Origin of the sequence: Mesorhizobium argentiipisi (SeqCode) (assembly GCF_037179585.1) — a bacterium.
GTDB lineage: Bacteria > Pseudomonadota > Alphaproteobacteria > Rhizobiales > Rhizobiaceae > Mesorhizobium > Mesorhizobium argentiipisi.
Window position 1 is genome coordinate 13,340 of record NZ_JAPYKO010000029.1, and the last position, 22,177, is coordinate 35,516.

Annotated in this window: 17 protein-coding genes; 10 read left to right on the plus strand and 7 right to left on the minus strand. The window is 65.8% G+C overall.

Going from position 1 to position 22,177, the window contains the following annotated elements; translation table 11 throughout:
• The first annotated feature begins 30 nt into the window (after window positions 1-30).
• A complete protein-coding gene (locus tag O7A05_RS28080; protein ID WP_337096326.1) occupies window positions 31-1,182 on the plus strand; it encodes a hypothetical protein in 1,152 nt (383 codons plus the stop codon).
• A complete protein-coding gene (locus O7A05_RS28085; RefSeq protein WP_337096327.1) occupies window positions 1,175-1,927 on the plus strand; it encodes an ABC transporter ATP-binding protein in 753 nt (250 codons plus the stop codon). Before O7A05_RS28080 ends, O7A05_RS28085 begins: the two co-directional genes overlap by 8 nt.
• 60 nt (window positions 1,928-1,987) lie before the next feature.
• On the opposite strand, the gene O7A05_RS28090 is transcribed toward O7A05_RS28085, so the two are convergent.
• From O7A05_RS28090 to O7A05_RS28105, 4 genes are all read right to left on the minus strand, one after another.
• Entirely contained in the window at window positions 1,988-2,485 is a 498-nt protein-coding gene (locus O7A05_RS28090; RefSeq protein ID WP_337096328.1) for a GNAT family N-acetyltransferase, read from the minus strand.
• Between the two features lie 122 nt (window positions 2,486-2,607).
• Window positions 2,608-3,816 carry an FAD-dependent oxidoreductase gene (locus tag O7A05_RS28095; RefSeq protein WP_337096329.1) on the minus strand — a complete coding sequence of 403 codons (1,209 nt, stop codon included), beginning with the start codon at window positions 3,814-3,816 and terminating at the stop codon, window positions 2,608-2,610.
• Between the two features lie 271 nt (window positions 3,817-4,087).
• The gene (locus tag O7A05_RS28100) at window positions 4,088-5,365 is read right to left on the minus strand and encodes an FAD-dependent oxidoreductase (protein ID WP_337096330.1); all 1,278 of its coding nucleotides are present in this window, start codon (window positions 5,363-5,365) and stop codon (window positions 4,088-4,090) included.
• On the minus strand, window positions 5,362-6,894 hold the full coding sequence (locus O7A05_RS28105; protein ID WP_337096331.1) for a glucosamine inositolphosphorylceramide transferase family protein: 1,533 nt from the start codon (window positions 6,892-6,894) through the stop codon (window positions 5,362-5,364). Before O7A05_RS28105 ends, O7A05_RS28100 begins: the two co-directional genes overlap by 4 nt.
• 245 nt (window positions 6,895-7,139) lie before the next feature.
• Between O7A05_RS28105 and O7A05_RS28110 the strand changes: the two genes are divergently transcribed.
• Both O7A05_RS28110 and O7A05_RS28115 read left to right on the plus strand, forming a co-directional pair.
• Window positions 7,140-9,233, plus strand: a complete 2,094-nt coding sequence (locus O7A05_RS28110) for a GumC family protein (RefSeq protein ID WP_337096333.1) — start codon at window positions 7,140-7,142, stop codon at window positions 9,231-9,233.
• A 1-nt stretch (window position 9,234) separates the two neighbouring features.
• The gene (locus O7A05_RS28115) at window positions 9,235-10,548 is read left to right on the plus strand and encodes a VpsF family polysaccharide biosynthesis protein (RefSeq protein WP_337096334.1); all 1,314 of its coding nucleotides are present in this window, start codon (window positions 9,235-9,237) and stop codon (window positions 10,546-10,548) included.
• 66 nt (window positions 10,549-10,614) lie between these two features.
• Here O7A05_RS28115 and O7A05_RS28120 read toward each other — a convergent pair whose 3' ends face one another.
• Complete coding sequence (locus tag O7A05_RS28120) at window positions 10,615-11,814, minus strand: TCR/Tet family MFS transporter (protein ID WP_337096336.1); 1,200 nt, start codon at window positions 11,812-11,814, stop codon at window positions 10,615-10,617.
• 177 nt (window positions 11,815-11,991) lie between these two features.
• Here O7A05_RS28120 and O7A05_RS28125 point away from each other — a divergent pair, with 177 nt between their 5' ends.
• Window positions 11,992-12,630, plus strand: a complete 639-nt coding sequence (locus tag O7A05_RS28125) for a TetR/AcrR family transcriptional regulator (protein WP_337096390.1) — start codon at window positions 11,992-11,994, stop codon at window positions 12,628-12,630.
• Window positions 12,631-12,670: 40 nt separating this feature from the next.
• On the opposite strand, the gene O7A05_RS28130 is transcribed toward O7A05_RS28125, so the two are convergent.
• Entirely contained in the window at window positions 12,671-13,942 is a 1,272-nt protein-coding gene (locus O7A05_RS28130) for a glycoside hydrolase family 5 protein (RefSeq protein ID WP_337096337.1), read from the minus strand.
• The gene (locus O7A05_RS28135; RefSeq protein WP_337096338.1) at window positions 13,939-15,126 is read right to left on the minus strand and encodes a DUF1972 domain-containing protein; all 1,188 of its coding nucleotides are present in this window, start codon (window positions 15,124-15,126) and stop codon (window positions 13,939-13,941) included. The genes O7A05_RS28130 and O7A05_RS28135 overlap by 4 nt, the downstream gene beginning before the upstream one ends.
• Window positions 15,127-15,480: 354 nt before the next feature.
• Here O7A05_RS28135 and O7A05_RS28140 point away from each other — a divergent pair, with 354 nt between their 5' ends.
• The 5 genes from O7A05_RS28140 to ligD all read left to right on the plus strand — a co-directional run bounded on the left by O7A05_RS28140 (window position 15,481) and on the right by ligD (window position 22,125).
• Window positions 15,481-16,665, plus strand: a complete 1,185-nt coding sequence (locus tag O7A05_RS28140; protein ID WP_415927069.1) for a glycosyltransferase family 4 protein — start codon at window positions 15,481-15,483, stop codon at window positions 16,663-16,665.
• The gene (locus O7A05_RS28145; protein ID WP_337096341.1) at window positions 16,662-17,969 is read left to right on the plus strand and encodes a polysaccharide biosynthesis protein; all 1,308 of its coding nucleotides are present in this window, start codon (window positions 16,662-16,664) and stop codon (window positions 17,967-17,969) included. Before O7A05_RS28140 ends, O7A05_RS28145 begins: the two co-directional genes overlap by 4 nt.
• 9 nt (window positions 17,970-17,978) lie before the next feature.
• Window positions 17,979-19,205, plus strand: coding sequence for a GNAT family N-acetyltransferase (locus tag O7A05_RS28150; protein WP_337096343.1), 1,227 nt, complete (start codon window positions 17,979-17,981; stop codon window positions 19,203-19,205).
• Window positions 19,206-19,301: 96 nt separating this feature from the next.
• The gene (locus O7A05_RS28155) at window positions 19,302-19,526 is read left to right on the plus strand and encodes a hypothetical protein (RefSeq protein ID WP_095820755.1); all 225 of its coding nucleotides are present in this window, start codon (window positions 19,302-19,304) and stop codon (window positions 19,524-19,526) included.
• A gap of 106 nt (window positions 19,527-19,632) precedes the next feature.
• Complete coding sequence (ligD, locus tag O7A05_RS28160) at window positions 19,633-22,125, plus strand: DNA ligase D (RefSeq protein WP_337096345.1); 2,493 nt, start codon at window positions 19,633-19,635, stop codon at window positions 22,123-22,125.
• The last annotated feature ends 52 nt before the right edge of the window (window positions 22,126-22,177 follow it).

Genomic DNA, 22,177 nt, shown 5'->3' on the forward strand with positions numbered 1-22,177 from the left:
CCGGTGGCGATTCCACTGTGGTGACGGCCAATGCGGCACGGCAGGCTTGTCCTGATATTGCTCTGGCGCGAGCTGGTCGCCGGCCTGCGCGCAACGCGGCGCCGCGATCTCGCCTGGATTGCGCTCGGCGGCGGTGGACTTCTGGCCTATGCGATCGCGGATATCGTCATCGCCCTGCATGCCGCGGGTCCGAAGCTGCGGCACGACCAGCTTCTGTGGATGCTTGGACTGCCAATCACTTTCGCCGCGCTGGGATGCCTGGGGGGCAATGCAATGTCGCGGCTTTGCCTTTCTCGCGCGTTTGCCCCCTTCCTCAAGGCGTTGCCGGTCGCTTCGGCGGAGCGCCGTCGCATGGCGGCGGTGGGAGCCTTCGCGCTTGGCCTTCCACTCACGCTGATGATCGCCACGGCGGTCGGCTTCGCCTGTGCCGTCATCGGAAAGCCGTTGGCGCCGGCCTGGGGCTTGGGCGCGGCCATCCTGTTTGCCTTGAGCTTCGCCACGGCAGCCTTTTGGCGCCTGCGGCGGCCACGCCTTCTCGTCGATGCGGCGGCGAGCGAGGCGGCGCCGGTCGGAAAGCCCTGGCTGCGCCGCTTCGACCGGGCGCGTCCAAGCTGGCTTTCCAGCTGGGCCTGGAAACTGCCGGCCGGCCATATACGGCCGTCTTGGAAGCTGGCGGCCGCCAGCTTGCTGCTCGGGCTTGCCACCATCCTTGCTGCCTGGGTCAGCCTGGCCGGCCGCACGGCTGGGCCGGCGGCGGTCGCGGGCCTGGCCGGCGGCATTCTTGTTTTCATGCTCAGCCTGCGCTGCCAGCCGCTCGGCTCGCCGGTGCTGCGCACGGCGCCCATCGGCTTTACCCGCGTATGGCTGCGGCTGGTGCGACTGCCGCTGCAATTGTCGCTCGCCTTCTTCCTTCTGCCGGCCGGCGCAGCGCTCGCGGCCGAGCCGTCGGCCTGGTCGGTGCCGGTCGCGAGCGGCCTTTGGCTGCTGGTGCTGAACGGCGCCTATGCGGTGTTCGGCGCCTATTTCCTGAATGCGCCCTTCGCTGCCATGCTGAGTTTCGTCGGCGCGCTCGCCTATGCCGGCTACGAGACCTTCGAATATGGCCGGACCGTGCTGATCGGCCTGGCCGCGCTGGTATTCTTCCTGTGGCACCGAACCCGACAGAGGTATCGCAATGGATGAAGTCCTCACCGTCGAAGAGCTCAGCGCCGGCTATCGCGGGCGCATTGTCGTTCGCGGCATCGATCTTTCGCTCCATCGCGGCGATATAGTCGGCCTGCTCGGTGCCAATGGCTCTGGCAAGTCGACGCTCACCAGGGCGATCACCGGCCAGATCCCGTTGATCGGCGGCAGCGTGGCGATCGACGGCATCGACCTCGCCGCCGCGCTGGAACGCGCCAAAGCCGGCTTCGGCCTCGCCATCGAGCCGCACGAGCTGCCGGCGCCGCTTTCGGGACGCCAGTATATCGAGCTCGTCGCCTCGATCCGTGGCTGCGCGCCAAACGACCTGCCAAGCGGCGACCTGCCGGGCGGCGACCTCCTGGAGCGACTAGACCTTGGACGCTGGATCGACCGCCCGATCGCCGAATATTCCCTTGGCACGCGAGCCAAGATCGCGATCGTCGCAGCGCTTCTCGGCCGGCCGCCACTTCTGATCTTCGACGAGACGCTGAACGGCCTCGACCCGGTTGCCGCCTGGGAGGTGAAACGCGTGATCACCGCGCTCTGCGCGAGCGGGCGGCATGCCGCCCTCGTCTCGACCCATGTGGTGGAGGCCGTGCCGACGCTCTGCAATCGCGCGGTGCTGATGGCCGACGGCAGCCTGAGCCGAAGCTGGGATGCGGCTCAGCTGGCCGAAGCGGGCAGGGCGCCTGGGGTGTTTGAGGAAAGCGTCATGCAGGCGTTGCGCATGCGGGCGGCTGCCTGATCTAGGGCAATTCCAGGAAAAGTGTGAGCGGTTTTCGCCTGGAATTGCAAAAACAAAGCTCTAAGCCATCGGCAGCATGCGGCGCATGATCAGCGACGCGTGGCCGCCGACGCCGTGGGCCGCTTCCCGGCGTTCGACCACCTCGAAGCCGTGCTTGCGGTAGAAGGCGATCGCGCGGTCATTGCCCTCGATCACCTCCAGCGCAATGCTCGGAATGCCGGCATGCGCGGCGAGCACCGCGTGCAGAAGGTCGACCGCGAGGCCGCTGCCGAACGCCTGCGGCTCGATGTGGAGCCGCTGCAGCATCACATCGCCTTTCCCGTCCATTGCCGCCATCGCATAGCCGGCAATCGAGCCATCGGCGCGCTCGGCGACGAAGGACATCTTGTCCTCGTCGTCGAGCTCAGCGGCGAGCCTTTGCGGGGCGTGCCTTTCGTCGGAGAGCCTGGCCACGGTCTCGTCGCCCATGATCGGCGCATAGGTCCGCCGCCAGGATTGCCCGAGCAGCCGCGACACGTCGGCCAGGTCGTTCCTCGTCATCGCCCGGATGCGGGTCATGGTCGTCATTCCTGTTGGAGTCTGAAGATAGGGCGATGCGACCGGCACAGCCAATCTCCCCCGCCCGGCAGGGCAGAGGGGGGTGCTGTTCCGCCAGCCTATCCGCGCTCGGGATCTCCGCTTTAGGCTGTGCTCGGCGCCGGCAGCTCTGCGCGGCGGCTTATCCTGCGGCCGAGGATCATCAACTGGCGCGCCGTGTTGTTGCGCAGGCGGCGCAGCCGCCATTCGAGCCCGGTTTCTGTCGTGATCCGCTTGGCGTAGATGCTGGAACGCATCCCGGCTTGGTCAGTCGTGACCTTCACGGCATCGTCGTAGAAGGCACAGATCTTGTCCACGTCCATGCCGGGCGTTTCCAGCCAGGCGGGAATATAGGTCGAAGCGAGCCGGTCGACATCCGTCATCGCGCGGTTGATGCCGACGCCAGGCGTCGGGCATGTCGTCCAGAACGCATCGCCGATGGCGACGACCCCGGCGCGGCGATGCGCCCTGGTCGTCGTCAGGCTTACCTGTCTCACCTCGACGGGGCCGACGACGCCGAAATTGCCGCATTGCGGGGCCACTTCCGGCATGATTTCGCAAAGCACGGCTTGGGGATTTTCGCGGAACGCTCGCGTCCACTCTTCCGCCACGGTGCGGTAGAGGAACAGGTTTGCCCGCATGCGGTTGCCGATAGGGAAGACGCTGAGATAGGCGACCCGGTCGGCCGGCCGCCGAGGATAGCAGATGATCGCCGGATAGGCGCATTCCCGCGGCGTAATCGCCAGGTCGAACCCGATCGACATCGAATGCGCCTTCGATTCCTCGATACGCTCCATGCCGATGGCGCGTCGCACCGTCTCGCCGTTGCCGGTGGCCACCACCAGAAGGCGGGATTCGATCACGGCGCCGTCAGCGAGAACCAGGCGCTGCCGGTCCGGCCCGGTCGAGACCTCGGCAACCTTGCCCACAGTCAGCGGAACTTCGGCCGGCAAGGCCTGCCGCATCCCATTGACCAGCGCACCGTAGGAGAAACCGAACTCCCATTTCCGTTCGCGCTCGAAAAATTGTCCGAGGCGGAAGACATGGGTGCCGGTCACCGGCGTGACCAAAGGCCTGATAGCAGGCCCGAGCCCAAGCTTCTCGAACGCCTGCATTTGCTTCATGCCGATCTTCTCGGCGCGGAACTCGTCGTGATGGACCAGATGGGGGTCGATCAGCGCCACCTTGCGGCCGGCCTTGCCCAGCACCGCGGCCAAGCTCGTACCCGCCAGCCCGGCACCGACGATCGCCACGTCGACTTGGGCCGAACCAGCCTGGACGGCAGGTGTTTCCTGGCCCTGCACAGTGTTCATGTTTGCACTCCACAGCTCAAGCCGTGAATATCTTGAGTGGTATGAGCAATCTCAAGCAACCCAGGCGCGAGCCGGGTAGCAACGAAAAATTAGGTTAATTCGCTTTGTGCGAGCCGCCTGACGATAGCCCGCTGCCGAAACGGTAGAGCGGCAGCGGGCCGTTCGTGCGACGGGAGTGCTGTCCCGCCGAGCAGGAGACACTGCTCATCGTGAAAACTAAGCCAGCTTCGTCAGGAAGCGCGACTTACGGATTCGTAAGCTCGCTCAGGGTTTATGTTCCTAAGGGCGGCCCGGCGGGCAATTCCTGACCTGCCTCGTCGGAGTGGTCGAAAGCAACCCCTGTTACGCCAGGCCTGGCGTCGCTCGGTTTTCCCGCCTCCCGAAACCGGCGGGCGAAAATCATCAGGTGCCGCGCGGTGTTGTTGCGCAGGCGGCGCAGGCGCCATTCCAGCCCGGTCTCGGTGGTGATCCGCCTGGCATAGATGCTGGCGCGCATAGCTCTTTCGTCGGCGGCGATCTTGACCGGATCGTCGTAGAAGGCGCAGATCTTGTCGGCCGCCATGCCGGGTGTTGCGAACCAGGCCGGGATGTGCGTCGTGAGGCAATCGACATCGGTGAGCACGCGGTGGATGCCGTCGCCTTGCGCCGGGCAGGTCGTGGCGAACGCATCGCCGATGAAGACGACGCCGTCGCGGCGGTGCCCCTGCGTCGTCGTCAGGCTGACCTGCCTCACTTCCACCTCGCTGGCGACGGCGAAGTTGCCGCATCGCTCGGCAATTTCCGGCATCAGTTCCAGCAGCATCTTTTGCGGGTTTTCGCGGAATGCCCGCACCCACGGATCGGCGACGGTCCGGTAGACGAACATGTTGGCTCGCACCCGCTCGCCGATCCGGAAGATGGTAAGGAAGGCAATGCGGTCGGCGACCCGCCTTCCGTAGAAGGTGAGGGACTGCAGGCCGAATTCCTGCGGCGAGATCGCGAAATCGAATCCCATCGTCAGCGAATGCGCCTTCGATTCCTCGATGCGCTCGACGCCGATGGCGCGCCGCACCGCCTCGCTGTAACCGGTGGCTACCACCAGGAGCCGGGCTTCGATGACGGAGCCGTCGGTGAGCACCAGGCGCTGCCGGTCCGGTCCGGTAAAGACTTCGGCGACCTTGCCTACCGTCAGCGGCACTTGCGGCGGCAGCGCCGAGCGCAGGCCGTTGACCAGCGGCGTGTAAGAAAAGGCGTATTCCCAGGCCTGCTTGCGCTCGAACAAATGGCCGAAGCGGAAAACATGGAGATCCGTCATCGGCGTGACGAGCGACCTGAAAACCGGGCCGAGCCCGAGCTTCTCGAATAGCCCCATCTGCTCCGCGCGGGTTTTCTCGGCCCGGAATTCGTCATGGTGGATGCGATGCGGGTCGACCAGTGCGACCTTGCGGCCCGCTCTGGCGAGAGACAGAGCCAGCACGGTTCCGGCGAGTCCCGCGCCGACGATCGCCACTTCGACCTCGGTCCGAACGGCCGGCACGGCAGGCGTTTCGCGATCTTCTGCGATGCTCATGTCTTTTCTCCACCGGCCGTAGGCATGGGGTCCTGTATCTGTGTGCGTTTCCAGCGCGGCGCCATTGCCGAACCGTCGATGAATTCCAGTCCGCCCGCCTCGTTGAGCGTGTGCAACTTGCGGCCGGCCCAGCCGGCACCGGGGTTGAGGATCGTTTCGACGACCTGCTCGAAGCCGCTCTCGTCAAGCTGCGTGACGCGCGCGATGCCGAGCGCGGCGCCATAGCTCCTGCGGCAATCCTGAACCGGGCGCAGGAGCTGGCCGTTGCGGCTGACCATGTGGCCCGCCGGTCGCGCCGAGGCGATGTCGATCAGCAACGGGTTCTTCGGATGCGGTGTCCACGGCCCGCGGAAATCTGGTCCCGACCACAGATGCAGTTGGTCCGAGAAGGCGCCGCCGCCGTCGCGCACGGTGGCGAACATCCACCAGCGCCCGCCATGCTCGATGAGCGTGGCGTCGCTGGCGACGATATCCGACAGCAGCGTCGCTTCCTTGACCCAACTGCCCGGGAACGCGGTGGCGCGGTAGAGGTCGACCGTCCGGTTGGCCGAACTCTCCGGCACCATCCACATCTCGCCGTCGCGCTCGAACACGAAGGGGTAGGAAAGGTGATAGGGCAGTTCCAGCACCGGCTTCGGAGTGCCCATCGGTCCGCTCGGCCCGAAAGCCACCGCCGAAAGGATCGCCTTGCCGGTGCGGTGGATATAGTCTTCGACGAAAAGCGTCACCTGGCCGCGATAAAGCACCGGGAACGGGTCGGCATAGAAGCGGCTGCCGTCGTCGGCCAAGTCGCGCCAGCCCGATTGCGGATGGGCGCGCAACTCGTAGAGGTCCCGGCCTCCAGTCTTGCGCCAGCCGACCCGCCAGTGCGGGGCGTTGTAGCACAGATGGTAGATCTGCTGGACGATGCGGCGCGCAGTTGCCTTGGCCGCACGCACGCCGAGCTTCGTGGCCGACGGTAAGGCTGGGGCCGGCGCCTCCGACAACGGTTCCGGCAGCACCGGAAGCGACGAGCGCGCGGCGCCGTTGACTGCCGCGATGATCAAACCGGCCGTGCGCGCCAGCATGTCCTGGAAGGAAGCCAGCGCTATGCCGTGATATTCGGTGCCGAGCCGTCCTTCGGAGACTGTCGCGCCGTTCTGTTCCAGACGGACGAATGGCGTGCGGCCGGCAAGGATCAGCGCCAGCAGGGCCTCTTCGCCGCAGACGCCGTCATAGGCCAGGCGCCAGACCCGTCGGCCCTGCGGCTCGACGTCGCCGACGAGATCGATCGTGAGATCGGCCGGCCCGGATGGTCTCGCATGGCTGGCCAGTGTCGAAAGTGGCACACGCTTTGCCGTCCCATTGGCGGGCAGCCGATGGATAAGCGTCTCAAGCTGGAACAGCGCTTCGGCACTGCGCGGCACACCGCCGGGCGCCGGACGCGCGTCTACGGCAAGCTCCACGCCGGGCAGCCGCGATAGCCGTTCAGCCAGCGCCACATGGAAAGCGCGCACGCGGTCGCCGTTGAGGCGCAGGGTCAGGCGCATGGCTGATCCCCGGGCGACTCATATCCGGTGCCGGCGGCCCAGCTGGCCAGGTCAAGCTTCCGCCGCATGCGCACGATGTCTCCAGTTTAGGCTGCACTTAATTCTACTTGGTTGGTGCAAACTTCGTGCCACGGCCGCATCAATTTAAGAACATAATTAACAGTGTTTTAATCGTTGCCGGGAATAGCTAGGCCAACGCCGCATTGTCATCTTTGCCGGCCGATGGAGCGTTGTCGGAGCGACCTTTGCAACCACCCCTGCTCATGGTGCCTCAGCAGAACGCTCCGGAGGCGATTGCGCCGGCGCCGGCCTATTACGCGCCCGCGCCCGCGCAAGCCACCGTCGAGCTTGGCGATCTCGGCCGCATCCTGTTGCGCCGCCGTTTCCTGATCCTTCTCACCGTCGCGCTGCTCACCGCGGTGACGCTTGTCTATACGATGCTGACGCCGGCGCTCTACTCCTCGACGGCACAGATCATCATCGATCCGCAGGATCTCCAGGTCGTCACCAACGACGTCAATCCGAGCCGCATTTCGCCGGATGGCGGCATCACCCAGGTCGAAAGCCAAGTGAGCGTGGCGCAATCGAACGGCGTCCTTCTGCGCGCCATCGCGGCGACCGATCTGACCCACAACCCGGAATTCAACGGACAGGGCGTGCTCGACCGCTGGCTGGGCATGGTCTTCGGCTCCGACGACGGCGACAGGACGGCTGAGACGCTCGACGCGCTGCGCCGCCGCCTTGCCGTGAAGCGCGACGATAAGGTGCTGGTCCTCAACATCATCGTCACCGCCAAGAGCGCCGACCTCGCGGCGAAGCTCGCCAACGCCATCGCTCAGGCCTATCTCGACGATCAGGCGGCGGCGCGTTCGAAAGCCGCCGCCGACGCCTCCGATGCGATCAGCGCCCGGCTGGAAGACCAGCGCAAGCGCGTCGAGCAGGCTGCCAACGCCGTCGAGACCTACAAGGCCGAGCACAACATGGTGATGGCCGCCGGCAACCTGGTGAGCGACCAGGAGCTGACCGACCTCAACACGCAGCTGACCGCCGCTCAGACCCGAACGGCGCAGCTCAAGGCCCAGGTCGACCAGCTGCGCCGGCAGGGCAGCGCGCCGGACGCGACCTCCGAGGCGATGCGTTCGCCGGTCATTGCCAGCCTCAGGGCGCAGGAGGCGACGCTCGTCGATCAGATATCGCAGTTCGGCACCGCGCTCGGGCCGCGCCACCCTTCGATGATCTCGGCGCAGCAGCAATTGAGCGACCTGCGCAAGCTGATTTCCCGTGAGCTCGGCCGCCTCGTCGCCGCCGCCGAGACGGATTATGAACGCGCCCTGGCCAACCAGAAGGAACTGGAGGCCAAGATGGCGTCGCTGAAGGGCAAGTCGCTCGACACCGACCAGGCGTCGGTCAAGCTGCGCGAGCTGCAGCGCGATCTCGATGCAGTGCGCACCGTCTATGCCAATTACCTGCAGCGCGCCCAGGAAACGCGCGAGCAGACCAACGTCAACAGCACCAACGCCCGCATCATCTCGCAGGCCATGCCGGCGCTGAAGAAGAGCTGGCCGCCGAAGGGGTTGCTTGTCTTCGGCGCTATCTTCGGCGGGCTGGCGCTGGGCATCGGCATGGCGCTTATCGCCGAATATCTTTCGCCGACCGTGCTTTCCGCCAACCAGATGCAGTCGGCCATCGAAGCGCCGGTGCTTGGCGTACTGCCGGGCAGGGGACGCCGCCGCTCCGGCGCGGCCGCCCAGAAGACCGACGCCGTGGCGGGCCTTGCGCTGCAGCGCATCGCCGCCGCCACCAGGCGCCCGCACGACTGGCCGCTGGTGCCCTCGATCCTGGTAGCGTCACCGGCCGATGACAAGGCGCAGCGGTCGAGGGTTGCCTGGCAGCTCGCCAACGCCGCGGCGGCCAGGGGCCGTCGCGTGCTGTTCATCGACATCAATGCCGGCAAGGGCCAGAAGGACCCTCAACCCGGCGTGCTCGACGTGCTGCGCGGCGAATATCCGCTCGAGGCGGTCAGCCGTTATGCGCCCGGCAGTTCGGTGGCGCTTGTCGGCCGGGGCCGGCCGACGGCGGTGTTCCAGGAAGCCCAGGCGCTCTATTTCGCCCATCGCATGCTGGCCGAGGCCAATCACAGTTTCGAGCTCGTCGTCGTCGACGGCGGCGCGCTGGCCGACGACCTCAACGTCCTGCCGCTGGTCGCCATGGCCGACGAGATACTGCTCGTGGCCAGGCTGAACGCAACGCCGATGCGCGACGTCGCCTCGACCTCCGAAGCTGTCTCGGTCATGGGGCGGCTGCCGACTGGCGCCGTGCTGGTCGACGAGGCGGCCTGACATGGCCTCGATCCCGGTTGGTCCTGCCCGGTCTGTCCCCGCTTCGGGTTACGGCATGGCCGGCCGGCGTACCGTCGACGCGCTGACCCGGATCGGCATCACCTTGGCGGTGCTGCTTCTGTTTTCCGTCTCCGGCGGCATGCTGTGGCTGGCCGGCTATAATTACGACGGCCTGCAAGGCAGCCCGCTGAGCAAGATCCACCCGTCCACCTATCTTTTCGTGCTCATCTTCGTCTGGCGATCCTGCACCTTCGGCAATCCGGTCGGCTATGTGGTCCATGTCACCAACAAGCGGCCGGCAACGATGCTGATGGCGGTGATCTCGACGGTGCTTCTCTTCGTCGTCATCCTCAGGCAGCGTCCCGGCATGGCCGGCATGATCGACACGTTCGTCGCCCCGGCGCTGCTCGTGCTGCTGCTCAGCGAGGATGACGAGAAGACCTTTGCCTGGCTGCAGCTCGTCATCCATGTCGTCATGACCACGAATGCGCTGCTGGCGCTGTTCGAGTTCGGCACCAAGCATCTGGTGTTCCCCTACAGGTTCGACGGCGCGGTGTTCGTCAACGACCTGCGCTCGACGGCGCTGCAGGGACACCCGCTCTCCAATGCCACGGTCACCTCTATCTATGTGCTGTCGCTGCTGTCCGGCTCGCGTTCCCTGTCGACGCCGCTCAGGCTGACGCTTGTCGGCCTGCAGTTCTGCGCGCTGGTTGCCTTCGGCGGCCGCTCGGGCATGGTGCTGACGATCTTGCTCGGCGGCGTCTATCTGCTGATCCAGGGCCTGGCGCAGCTCAGGACCGGGCGCGTCAACCTCTTGGGCGCCGCGCTGGTGATCATGCTCGCCGCGCTGCTGCCGCTGGCCATCGCGCTTGCCGGCTATTACGGCTTCTTCGACGCGCTGCTCGAACGTTTCGTCTCCGACAGCGGCAGCGCCAATGCCCGCGTCGAGATGTTCGATCTCTTCAGCCATCTGGAACTGCGCGACCTGATCGTCGGGCCCGATGTCGACCTGCTTGACAGCATGCGCCGCATCAGCGGTCTGGAGCAGGGTATCGAAAACCCGGTCCTGCGCCTGACGCTCTACCAAGGGGCCTTCTTCACGCTCCTGATCTTCTTCGGCTTCGCGTTGTTCATGCACGAGATCGCGCGCCGCTGCCATCCCGGCATCTGGCTGCCGATGCTGGGCTGGCTCATCCTGATCAACACCTCCGAAAGCATCGCCTCCAAGACGACGCTGATGACCAAATTCGTGGTCATCGTGCTGGCGCTTTATCGGCCGGCGAGGCCTGTTGCGCGTCAAAGGACGCAGGCGTAGGCACTCTACGGCGCCCCCCTCTGTCCTGCCGGACAGAGGGGGCGCGAAGGAACGCGGCCGCTCGCATTATGCATTCACGGGCCGACCAACCGGCTCAATTCTCCTTGTCCCAAGCAACACCAGCGGCACGGCGACCAGATTGATCGCGATCACCGAAAGCCAGATGGCGCCGGGCCATTCTCTTCGCGTGGCGAAGTAGAAAGTCGAGAAGGCGAGCGGGGCGACTATGGAGGCGAGGCTGACGGCCGAAGCCAGCACGCCCTGCAACTGGCCCTGGCGTTCAGCATCGACCTGCCTTGTCGCTAGCGCCTGGAAGGCCGGCGTGCCGATGCCGGAGAGTGCGAAGACCGGCATGATGGCGAACACCATCCAGTCTTGGTCGGCGAAGGCCATTGTGGCGAGGGCGATGCAGGCAAAGCCGATGCCGGCGACGAAGGCCTTGCGCTCGCCGAGCAGCCGGGCGGCCGGACCGGGCAGGAAGGCCTGCGCCAGCGTCTGGCAAAGGCCGAACGCGCCGAGCGAAAGCCCGATCCAGAGGCCGTTCCACCCGAACGTGTCGAAACCCCAAAGCGCCCAGCAGGTGCCGTAGGCCTCGCCGGCGCCGGAGAGGATGAAATAAACCAGGACGATGGGCAGGAGCCCTTTCATCGAAAACACCCAGCGCAGCGGCTTCAGCGGGTTGAGCGCGGCAAGGTCGATCCTCTGCCGGGTGGGCATCCGCGACTCCGGCAGGATGAAGACGGCCAGCAACAGGTTCGCGGCGTTGAGTACGGCGGCGGCGATGAATGGCAGCCGGATCCAGTGGTCGCCGAGCACGCCGCCCAGCACCGGGCCAATGGTGAAGCCGATGCCGAACATGGCGCTGAACAGGCCGAAGCGGCCGGCGCGTTTCTCCTCTGGCGTGATGTCGGTGATGTAGGCGCTCGCTACGGAAATGTTGGCGCTCGTGAGACCCGCGACGGCGCGGCCGATGAGCAGCATCCAGAGCTGCGGCGCAAAGGCCATGATGAGGTAATTGATCGCGGCGCCCGCCAGCGAAATCAGCAGGACCGGCCGCCTGCCCAGATTGTCGCTCAAGGCGCCGAGCACCGGCGCGAAGAGGAACTGCATGGCCGCGTAGAGCGCGGTCATGATGCCGATATAGGCGACGATATCGGGGCTGTGGGTCACCTCCTCGAGAAGGCGCGGCAGGATGGGAAAGACGAGGCCGATGCCGACGGCGTCGAGGCAAATGGCGGCAAAGATGACGATGCGGGGTTTGTTCATGGGGTAAGCTCCGGGAGCAAAGGCTTCTTCGCCGGCCGGCGGGAGGGCACCTCGCGCCAGGGCGTCAAACCTTCTGTGTACCGAGTTTTAATATGTACTGAGTACACATATCGGAGGACGGCGAGGCAGAGTCAATACAAATATGTACTGAGTACAAAAATCATGCTACCGAAAGCCATGCCAGAACCGTCCGACCGCCGTTCCCGAAAACGCCTCGCTACCAGCAAGGCTATCTCCGATGCCGCCACGCGCCTGTTCATGGAACGCGGCTTCGATCATGTGACCGTGGACGAGATCGCCGCGGCCGCCGACGTCGGGCGCATGACGGTCTTCAACCACTTCCCCCGCAAGGAGGACATGTTCTTCGACCGCGACGAGGAGGGGCGCGAGATGCTGCGCGAGGCCGTGCGCCAGCGTGAGGCCGGTGTCGCACCACTGGAGGCATTGCACCTGCTTGCGCACCGGCTGGTCGCCGAACGCAGCCCGGTGGTCGAATTTTCCGCCAGAAGCGAGCGCCTGGTGCCGACGGTCGCCGGCAGCGAAACCTTGAAGGCTAGGGCGCGGGCGATCCGCGACGAACTGGCCGACATGGCGGCGGCGGCGCTGGCTGAAAGCGTCGGCCGCGACGCCGCCGATCCCGACGCGCATCTCGCGGCAAACCTGCTGTTGGCGACCTGGACTGTTGCCTTCCTCGAGGCGCATCGCGCGTTCCGCCAGACCCGCAGCCAGGAGAAAGCTAACGATGTTTTCCTCGCGCTCGTCGACAAGGGGGCGGCGGGCCTGAAGGCCGCGATGGCCGGCACGCCGTACCTGTGAGCGAAACCAAACCTTTGGCGCGGTTTGGTGATTCAACAAATCAAGCGCGTGGCATCCTCAACCCGAGCGCTTCGACCACCGCGGGGTCGAGTGCGCGCGTGGTGTCGTCCATCATCCCCATGCCGTCGAACAGGTCCCAGAACGCCCAGGCAAAGCCGAAGGCCTCGGCGCTTTGCCGGACGTCGGCGATGTAGCGGGCGCGGTCGGGATTGGGCGCGGCGGTGTAGCGGTCATCGGTGCGCAACGCGCCGAACTCGCCCATGATGATGCGCTCGCGCACGATGTCATGGGCTTCCGCCCAGTCGCTCACCTGCTTGAGATAGCCATCGATGAAGCGGCGGTCGGGCTGGGCGTCGAAATAGACTTTGAGCACCTTTTCAGTCTCTTCGTAGGCGGCTTTCTTGGCCTCGTCGGACCTCTCGGAATCCTGCGCCATCCTTGCCCTGACCGACGCCAGGGTCCTTTCCAGCGTTCCTGCGGAGGCCGGCCACGGCACGTCGTTCAGTGCGCGGTACACCGGCTCGCGCATCCATGGCGCGCCCTGGTGGCTGAAGAGATAGGGCTCATAGAAATGGAAGGTGAACAGGATCGGCTCGAAATCCGCCAGCGGCGCCGGATCGAGCGCCGTCAAGCCCCGCACCATCGAGCCGCAGCCACCGGTGACGAGCAGCGGCAGGTCTTTCGCCGAGCCGCGCGTGGCGGTCAGCAACGCCGCCTGTACCTTGGACCATGCCTCGGAGGCACAGTCCTGCGGCGGCTCGTTGACCGGCTCCAGCGCGACTTTGGCCGGCGCCATATCCGTCAGCATGCCGGCCACTTCGCCGACAAAGACCTGGTAGCGTGCGAATTCCGGCGCGGCAGTGCTGGAATACATGCGGTCGGGATTCCAGTAATGCGTGGCGCCGTTGGCCTGCACGTTGACGATGACGGCGAGATCGGCCGCGAGCGCTGCCTTGACCGCCGCGCTCAGCATGCCCAGCAGCTCGGCGCGCTGGCCCGCATCGGCGGCCAGGAACGGGCCCGGATCGACAGGCAGGCGGATGAAATCGAGCCCGCTGGCGCGCAGCCGGGCAAGGTCGGCCGGCGCCGGCACCGGCCGCTGTGGCTGGAAGGGCGGCCAGTCATAGTCGGTGCGGGGCGCGGGAAATTCCCGCGTCAAGGCAAACCACGGCCAGGTGTTGACGCCGCGCCTGAAAGGCCATGCGCCGGCGGCTCGCGCGGAAGATGAGAGTGGCGGAATCGCAGTCGCCAGTGGTGCTGTTGCCGCGACCAGCGCCGCGCCGAGGATCCGGCGGCGCGACCAGCCGGTCATGCGTGCTTGGCGCGGTCGGCTTTCGCCGGTACGGCGGTGGCAACACCGAGCTGCCGCAGCGCTTCCTTCTCATAGGCGGTGAGAACGTCTTCCCAGCGGAAAGCCTCGCGGGCGCGTGCCCGCGCCGCCTTGCTGCAGCGCGCCACCAGCGCGTCGTCGGCCAGCGCCTCGTCGATCCGTTGGCTCAGGCTGTCCGTGTCGTTGAAATATATTGCCGCATCGCCGGCGACCCAGCGATTGTAGCGATTGTCATGCGCAATCACCATGTTGCCGGCGGCAAGCGCCTCGACCAGCGAGGGGTTGGTGCCGCCCACGGTGTGGCCGTGCATATAGGCGCGCGCATGGTAGCGCAGCGCCTTCACCGTCACCTGGTCGTAGATCGCGCCCGGCATCATCACCACCGAACCTGCCGCTTCGCGCACCGCGCGGTGATAGGGGATCTCGTCGTTGAGCGTACCCAGCACGACCAGCTTCATCTCGCCACGGTCGCGGCGGCGGAAGGCTTCGATGATCGGCAGGATATTGTTGTCGGGTTCGATCCGCGCGATCGAGACCAGATATTTGCTGGGCTCGAGCCCAAGCGCGCGAATGGGTTCCTCCGGAGCCGAAGTGACCGGGTCCGCGCCATAGGCAATGGTGGCGATAGCGCTGCGCGGCCGCCTTGTCGCCAGGTGATCGGCGATCGCCGGGTGGTCGGCCACAAGCCGGTGCGAGAGCCAGGCGCCAATCCATTCGTTGAGCCAGAACCAGCTGCGCGCCGCCGGTCCCCATTTCGGCCGCCTCCACTCGATGCCATCCATGTTGGTGATGATCTTGCGCCGCATGAGCCTGAGCCAGGTCAGGAAAACCGCGCCATTATAGCCGAGCACCAGGCACACGCCCGGCCGCTTGGCCGCGTCGAGCACGCATTGCCAGTCGAATTCCAGCGTCGCGCGCGGACCCTTGGAGGCGACCTCGATGGTGATGAGCTCGATGCCGCGCCAGGTCTCGCTCGTCACCCTTTGGCCGACGCGCTCGACCTCTTTTTGGCAATAGACACCGACCTTCCAGCCGCGTCCGGCCAGGAAAAGGGCCAGCCGCTCGGCGAAAGTCTCGAAGCCGCCGTGAGAAGCCGGAATGCCGCGTGTCCCTAGGATCAGGATCGAAGGCTTTTCGATCAGCTTGGAAGGTCGTTCCGGTTTCAAAATGAAGGAATCCCCGGGGTTCGGTCATGGTTGTTGTTACGTCAATGACACGCCCAGCAACTTGCGTGCCAGGGTACCCCCAGGACGAATACTCGCATGAAGGTGTAAAATTTCTCTTCAGAAAGCATGGCTTGCTTCATTATCGGTCAACTTTCGCGGCGTATCTGTACCGATACGGGGCACGGCCGGGGTTCCGGGGTCGCAGCAGGGCGTTCAGGAACCCGGCATAATCCTTGCTCCCGGGCCTGCAGTGGCCACCGCTGGGTAGCGGCGTGCGGATTTGGCATGAAGTTTCTTCCGCGCTTGAAGGGTCCGGTGCTGAGCGGACTTGGGGTGCAAGGTGGAAAGATAGTGATGCGCATTGCCTGCGTTCATCAGGGCTATGAGCTCTACGGTTCGGACCGCAGCTTCGCGGAGAGCGTAGCTGCGCTGCGCGCCGCGTTTCCGGCCGCCGAGATCGAGGTCGTGCTGCCGCGCGACGGGCCGATCGTCGATATCCTCAAGCCGCATGCCAGCCGTATCGTGTTCGAACCGCTCTGGGTGCTCAGGCGCCAGGCGATGCTCAGGCTCGCCACCGTCGAGATGGCGCGGCTGCCGGCGGCGCTGTGGCGCGCCTGGCGGCGCATGCGGGGCAGCGACCTGACCTATATCAACACTTCGATCATCGCCGATTACGCGCTGGCCGCGCGGCTTTTGCCGCGCAAGGCTCTGCTGCACATCCACGAGATTCCCGAGGGCATCCTGCGCAAGGTGCTCGTCGCCTTGATGCGCTGGAGCAAGGCCGACCTGATCTTCAATTCACGCGCCACGCGCGCCACCTTCGGCGACCCGCCGGTCACCGATGCCAAGGGACGGCGCACGCATGTCGTCTATAACGGCGTCGCCGGGCCGCCGGCCGCCCTGCCGATGACTTATGACGGCAACCGGCCGCTCAAGGTCCTGCTGCTTGGCCGCGTCAATCGCATCAAGGGGCAGGAGGTGCTGCTCGAAGCGGTCGCCTCGCTTCCCGCTGCGTTGCGCGACCGTGTAGAGGTCCGGCTGGTGGGCGGCGCCTTCGAAAGCGTCGAGCGCGAGAAGGCATTGGCCGAACTGGTCGGGCGCATGGGTCTGACCGGGCATGTCGAGGTGCTGCCATTCGTCGCCGATCCCGCCGACCACTATCGCTGGGCAGATATCGTGGCGGTGCCGTCGCGCCGCCCGGAATCGCTTGGTCGCGTCGCCATCGAGGCAATGGGCTGGGGACGACCGCCGCTGGTGTCGGCGATCGGCGGGCTGGTGGAAGTGGTGGTGGACGGCGAGACCGGCTGGCATGTGCCGCCCGGCAATGCCGCCGCCCTTGCCGGCAAGCTCGCAGAGATCATCCTGCGGCCGGACCTCTGGCGCGGCTTCGCCGCCGCCGGCCGGGCACGCTACGACGCGGTGTTCAGCGAACATATCGCCGCCGCCGCGATCGCGGCGATCGTGGCCGACAAGCTGAAGCCGGCAACGCCGCGACAGGGGCGGGCGCACATTGCCCGCGAGGCGGAGACGAGCCCGTGAAGTTCACCTTCCCGGCCCATCTGGTGCGGCGCCTCATGCTGATGATCGGCGGCGAGGCGATGCAGAGCGGCTTCCATTTTGCCCTCAACATCGCGCTGCTGCATCTTCTGTCGGCAGAAGGCTACGGCCTCTTCGCCCTGGCCATGGTGATGGGCGGCGTCGGCTTATCCTACATCCGCTCGCTCACCGCCGTACCCGCCAGCATATGGATGAGCAAGAGCACCAACAGCGCCGGCGTCGACGCCCATGACGTGACCTTCGGATCGGCTGCGCTGGTGGTGGCGCTGCTGATGGGGCTGGGCACGGGATTGCTGATGCGCGTCCTGGGCGACCCAAACGGCATCGGCGCCGCCTGCTTCGTCTGCGCCTGGTCGCTGCGCAGCCATATGCGCACGGCATTCTTCGCACGCCGCATGCAGCTCGTCGTCTCCATCAGCGACGCCGTGTTCACGATCGCGGGCATAGTCCTCGCGGGGGCGGCGATCTGGTTTTTCACGGATGCGCTTCAGGCCACCTTCTACGCGCTTGCCGCGGCCAATATCGTCGGCATTGCCGTGCTGGTGAGACTGGCGCGCCGCAGGCTGCGCATCTCCTTCCGCGCGCCGACTTGGCAGCGCTATGCAAAGCTATGGCCGCAGCTCTGCTGGTCAGGGTTCAGCGCCACCACCACCAACATCCAGGGGCAATCCCTGGCGCTGCTGGTCGCGGGCATCGCCGGGCCCGCCGCTTACGCGCCGTTGGCGGCGGTGCTGGTGCTGTTTGCGCCGCTACGCATTTCCAGCCTTGCCTTCTCGAACATGGCGCAGCCGGAACTGGCAAAGCTGGTGCGCAACAAAGAGTTCGATCGCGTATGGGCGCAGGCCAAGATCTGGGCGCTCGTCATGGGTGTCGGCAGTCTGGCCTATGGCTGCGGCATCCTGTTCATCTTGCCGATGATCAAGTCCCAGGCCCTACAGCATGCCTCGGTCGGCCTGATCGGAATTTTCGCCATCGCCAACTTCGTGCCGATCATGGCCTATATCATGCCGCGCGTGGTCCTCGAGATCGTCGGCGATTTCCGCATCGTCGCCTTCATCACCATGGCCGGCGCGATTGTCGGGCTCGCGACGATCGGCATCCTGTTGGCCGTCGCGCCGCCGACATGGTCACTGGCCGGCGCCGCGGTGTCCGAGACCTTTGTGCTCGTGGCCTCATGGTATTTCGCGGCCAACCGAATGTGGAACCTCAACCATCCGAGCAAGCAGCGCCCCACGATGGTCGGCGCCTGGCGCCGCGCGGCGACGCTCGCCGTGCAGCGACGATAGGAGAATGATGTGGCAAGCCAGGCAATGCCGATGGCCGCAATGACGACGGGCTTGGTTGACGGCGAGACTGCGCCGCACGCTGCCGCCGCCGCCAGCACCGCATACGTGGCTGAGCTGCACACCAGCCTCGAAACGGCCAAGCCGCTCTGGCTGCGTCTCGAGGCGACGGGCGTGTGCACCGGCCACCAGCACTTCGCCTGGGCCGAGGGGATTGTCGAAGGGCTCCTGCCGCAAAAAGCCGACCTTGCGATCGTCGAAGTGAGGGATGCAGGCACGGGCGAGCCGAGGATGCTTGTACCGCTGATGCGGCGCCGCGCATTCCACCATTGGGTGATCGAATGGTTGAGCTGCGGAGTGTGCGACTATTCCGCCCCCTTGCTCACCGACGCGACGCCCTGGACCAGGCAATCCGCCGAGGCCGCATGGGCGGCGGTGCTTTCCGTGCTGCCGCCGGCCGACCGCATCCACATCGTCGGCATCCCGAAAGAGGTCGGCGGCGTCGCCAATCCCTTAGCGCTGCTTTCGGCGGCGCGCGACTCCATCCACTCGCATTACGGCATCGCCATGGATGGCGACGCCGAAACCGTCGTCAAGCGCATCTGCCGCCCGTCCTTCGTCAAGGCGCTCAACAAGGATCTGCGCCGGCTCGATCGCAATGGCGGCCTGGCGCTGGTAGAAGCCGACACGCCGGCCCTTGTCGACTCCATCTTCGGCAAGCTGGTCGACATGCGGCTCAGCCGCTTTCGCGAGCTCGGCCGCTTCGATCTGCTGGCGCAGCCGCCGGTCATCGATTTCTACCGCAAGGCCGCGCATCGCGGCCTGACCGACGGTTCGGTGCGAATCTTCGGCCTGCGCGCCGGCGACGTGATAGTCGCGGTCCAGTACCTGTCGGCCCATCTGGGCACCTTGCACGCGCTGCTGATCGCAATCGACCAGGGTGCGCTGCCCAACGTTTCGCCCGGGCTTTGCATCATGGGCGAGCTGATCAAATGGGGACGGGGCGCCGGCTTCGACTATTTCGACCTGTCGGTCGGCAACCAGAGCTACAAGGAACATATGGGGGCGGTGAAGTCGGTTCTGTCCGAGCTTTGCTATGGCATCACGCTGAAAGGCGTGGCCGCGAGCGATGCCATCAAATACCGCGGCCGCGGCGTCGCCTTCGTGCGCGACAACCCGCGCCTGTTCAAGGTTGCGCAGGAATTCATGCAGCGCTGGCGGCGGCTGCGGGCGCGGTGAAGGGGTAAAGCGGGCCTGACAAATTGACTCACATTCCGCTCTCCGCCATGCTTACGGGCAGCCGCATCTTTGGCGGCAGCGTGTTCGAGTGAGACCATGGCCAGTCCCGTCGCCAGAGAAAAGTCCCGCCGCGCCGCGGTGAAGACCGCGCTCGAGCGCCATAAGGTCTATGTCACCGCGCAGCGCTTTTCCGGCGGCTCCTACAGCGCCCGCGTGCTGGTCGACGGCGAGGCCTACTGGGTCGACGAGTTCCGGCTGAGCCAGCTCAGGCAAGGGCTCACGCCGGCGGAGCTGGAACTGACGCCGGCGATTGACGATTGATCCAAATCCCTTGCTTCGCCGCGATGTAGCAAAATCCGAAATGCTGGCGGGACAGGCCGGAACACGGCGCTGGCAGCCTGCGCTTGGCACTACCCCCGCCTGATCCATGCCCGCCAACCTCAAATCCTACCGCGCCAAGCGCGAATTTTCCCGCACCCCCGAACCGGCCGGCAGCCTTTCCGCCGACGGTTCCAACCGCTTCGTCGTGCACAAGCACCACGCCACCGCCGACCACTATGATCTGCGCCTCGAAATCGGCGGCGTGCTCAAAAGCTGGGCCGTCCCGCGCGGGCCCTCGCTCAACCCCGCCGACAAGCGTCTCGCCGTCGAGACCGAGGACCATCCGATCGAATATATCGATTTCGAGGGCGTCATCCCCGAGGGCGAATATGGCGGCGGGCCGATGATCGTCTGGGACACCGGCACCTGGGCGCCGATGGAGGATGTCGAAAAAAGCCTCAGGACCGGCGCCTTCAAGTTCCGGCTGGCCGGGCAAAAACTCAATGGCGGCTGGATGCTGACCCGGCTGAAGCCGAAGCCTGGCGAGGATGAGAGCAAGAAGAACTGGCTCTTGTTCAAGGAGCGCGACCTCGCTTCCGACACCACGCTCGACATCCTCGAGGCCCGGCCGGAGAGCGTGAAGTCCGGTCGCCGCATCGAAGAACTGGCGGCGCCGCCGAAGAAGACGGAACGCCTGCCGCCAAAGCGTGGCTCGTTGAAGCCCGGTGCGCTGCCCGGCGCCGTCAAGGATGAGCCGCCGAGCCGCATCGAGCCGCAACTCGCGACGCAGGTGTCGAAGCCGCCAGGCAGTGACGATCCCGCGGAGCGCACCGACCAACTCTGGCTGCATGAGATCAAGTTCGACGGCTACCGCACCATGGCGCATGTCGTGGATGGCGAGGTGCGGCTGATCACCCGCGGCGGCATCGACTGGACCAAGCGCTATGGTGATCTTCCGCAGGCTTTTTTGCGACTGCCGGTCGCCCAAGCGATCATCGACGGCGAGATCATGGTGCTCGACGACAAGGGCATCTCGCGCTTCGCGCTGCTGCAGGATGCGCTGGCCGAAGGTGCCGGCTCAAAGCTGCATTTCTACGCTTTCGACCTGCTCCATCTCGACGGCTGGGATTTGCGCAAGGTGCCGCTGCAGAAGCGCAAAGGCCTGCTCGCCGAACTGCTCGCCGGCCAGGCCGCCAACGCCGCCATCCAGTATAGCGACCATGTCGAAGGTGACGGGCGCGGGCTCTATGAACAGGCGACGGAACTGGGACTTGAAGGCGTCGTCTCCAAACGCGCGGACGCCATCTACCAGAGCGGTCGAACCAAGAGCTGGACCAAGGTGAAGGCGCAAAAGACGGATGATTTCGTCATCGCCGGCTACACCGTTTCCGACCGGGCGGAAGGGCTGGCGGCGCTCGGCATGGCCGAGTTCGTTGATGGCGAATTGCACTATCGCGGCAAGGTTGGCACCGGCTTCGACCGCAACATGGCGACTGACCTACTGGCCCGACTGGAGCGGTTGACCGCTGGCGCCAGCCCGCCTGAAGGCGTGCCGCGCGAGATCATGCGCGAGATGCACTGGGTGAAGCCGCTGCTGTCGGCCCGCATCCATTATTCGAACCGCACCGGCGACAATGCGATCCGGCACGGCGTCTTTCGCGGGTTGCGCGATGTCGGCGGGCTGACCACGCCGGTGCCGGTCAAGCGTAAGCGGCTGATCGCCGAATCCGATCTCGCCACCATCTGGGTTACCAATCCGGAGCGGCGGCTGTTCGGCAAGACCGGTCCCACAAAACTCGACATCGCCGTCTATTACGCGCTGGTCGGCGATTTCATGCTGCCGCATATCATCGGCCGGCCGGTGTCGCTGGTGCGCTGCCCGACCGGCAAGCCGCAGGACTGCTTCTTCCAACGCCACGCCTTCACCGGTATGCCGCCTTCGGTGGCGGTGTTCGAGAGCACCAATTCGGAGGGCGAGACGAAAACCTATCTCTCGGTCGAGGACGCCAAGGGCTATCTGGCGCTGGCGCAATTCGGCGTCGTCGAGTTCCACACCTGGGGCACGCACCGCACAAAACTCGACAAGCCCGACCAGATCGTCTTCGACCTCGACCCGGGCGAGGGGATTTCCTGGCGCGAGGTGGTGGAGGCCGCCGTCCACATAAAGGGCGGGCTGGAGAGCCTGGGACTGGTGCCATTCGCCAAAACCTCGGGTGGCAAAGGCATCCACATCACCGTGCCGGTGACCCGAAAGCAGAACTGGAAGAAACTGCATCAGGCCTCGAGCGCGATTTCGACTTTGCTGGCGGCAAGCGCGCCCGATACCTTCACCACGACGATGGGCAAGGAAAACCGCAAGAAGCGCATCTTCATCGACTTCCACCGCAACGCGCGCGGCCACACTTCAGCCGCGCCCTATTCGCTGCGCGCCCGCACCAATCTGCCGGCCTCGACGCCGGTGATCTGGACCGACCTGGAGACCATCGACGCGCCGGAGGACCTGAATTACGCCTCGCTGCCGGGGCTGCTGGAGACGTCGGGCGATCCCTGGGCGGAGATCGACGAGGCGGCGAGAGATCTGCCGGTGTTTGAGCGCTAGTTCCTCGCCCCCACAAAGTGAGGGAGAGGTGGCCGCGTAGCGGCCGGAGAGG

Coding starts and splice junctions, on each gene's coding strand:
- O7A05_RS28105 (WP_337096331.1), bottom strand. CDS start 6,894: ATGCGCCTGACCCTGCGCCTCAACGGCGACCGCGTGCGCGCTTTCCAT.
- O7A05_RS28090 (WP_337096328.1), bottom strand. CDS start 2,485: ATGACCCGCATCCGGGCGATGACGAGGAACGACCTGGCCGACGTGTCG.
- O7A05_RS28125 (WP_337096390.1), top strand. CDS start 11,992: ATGCCAGAACCGTCCGACCGCCGTTCCCGAAAACGCCTCGCTACCAGC.
- ligD (WP_337096345.1), top strand. CDS start 19,633: ATGCCCGCCAACCTCAAATCCTACCGCGCCAAGCGCGAATTTTCCCGC.
- O7A05_RS28085 (WP_337096327.1), top strand. CDS start 1,175: ATGGATGAAGTCCTCACCGTCGAAGAGCTCAGCGCCGGCTATCGCGGG.
- O7A05_RS28115 (WP_337096334.1), top strand. CDS start 9,235: ATGGCCTCGATCCCGGTTGGTCCTGCCCGGTCTGTCCCCGCTTCGGGT.
- O7A05_RS28130 (WP_337096337.1), bottom strand. CDS start 13,942: ATGACCGGCTGGTCGCGCCGCCGGATCCTCGGCGCGGCGCTGGTCGCG.
- O7A05_RS28095 (WP_337096329.1), bottom strand. CDS start 3,816: ATGAACACTGTGCAGGGCCAGGAAACACCTGCCGTCCAGGCTGGTTCG.
- O7A05_RS28080 (WP_337096326.1), top strand. CDS start 31: ATGCGGCACGGCAGGCTTGTCCTGATATTGCTCTGGCGCGAGCTGGTC.
- O7A05_RS28155 (WP_095820755.1), top strand. CDS start 19,302: ATGGCCAGTCCCGTCGCCAGAGAAAAGTCCCGCCGCGCCGCGGTGAAG.
- O7A05_RS28140 (WP_415927069.1), top strand. CDS start 15,481: ATGCGCATTGCCTGCGTTCATCAGGGCTATGAGCTCTACGGTTCGGAC.
- O7A05_RS28100 (WP_337096330.1), bottom strand. CDS start 5,365: ATGAGCATCGCAGAAGATCGCGAAACGCCTGCCGTGCCGGCCGTTCGG.
- O7A05_RS28120 (WP_337096336.1), bottom strand. CDS start 11,814: ATGAACAAACCCCGCATCGTCATCTTTGCCGCCATTTGCCTCGACGCC.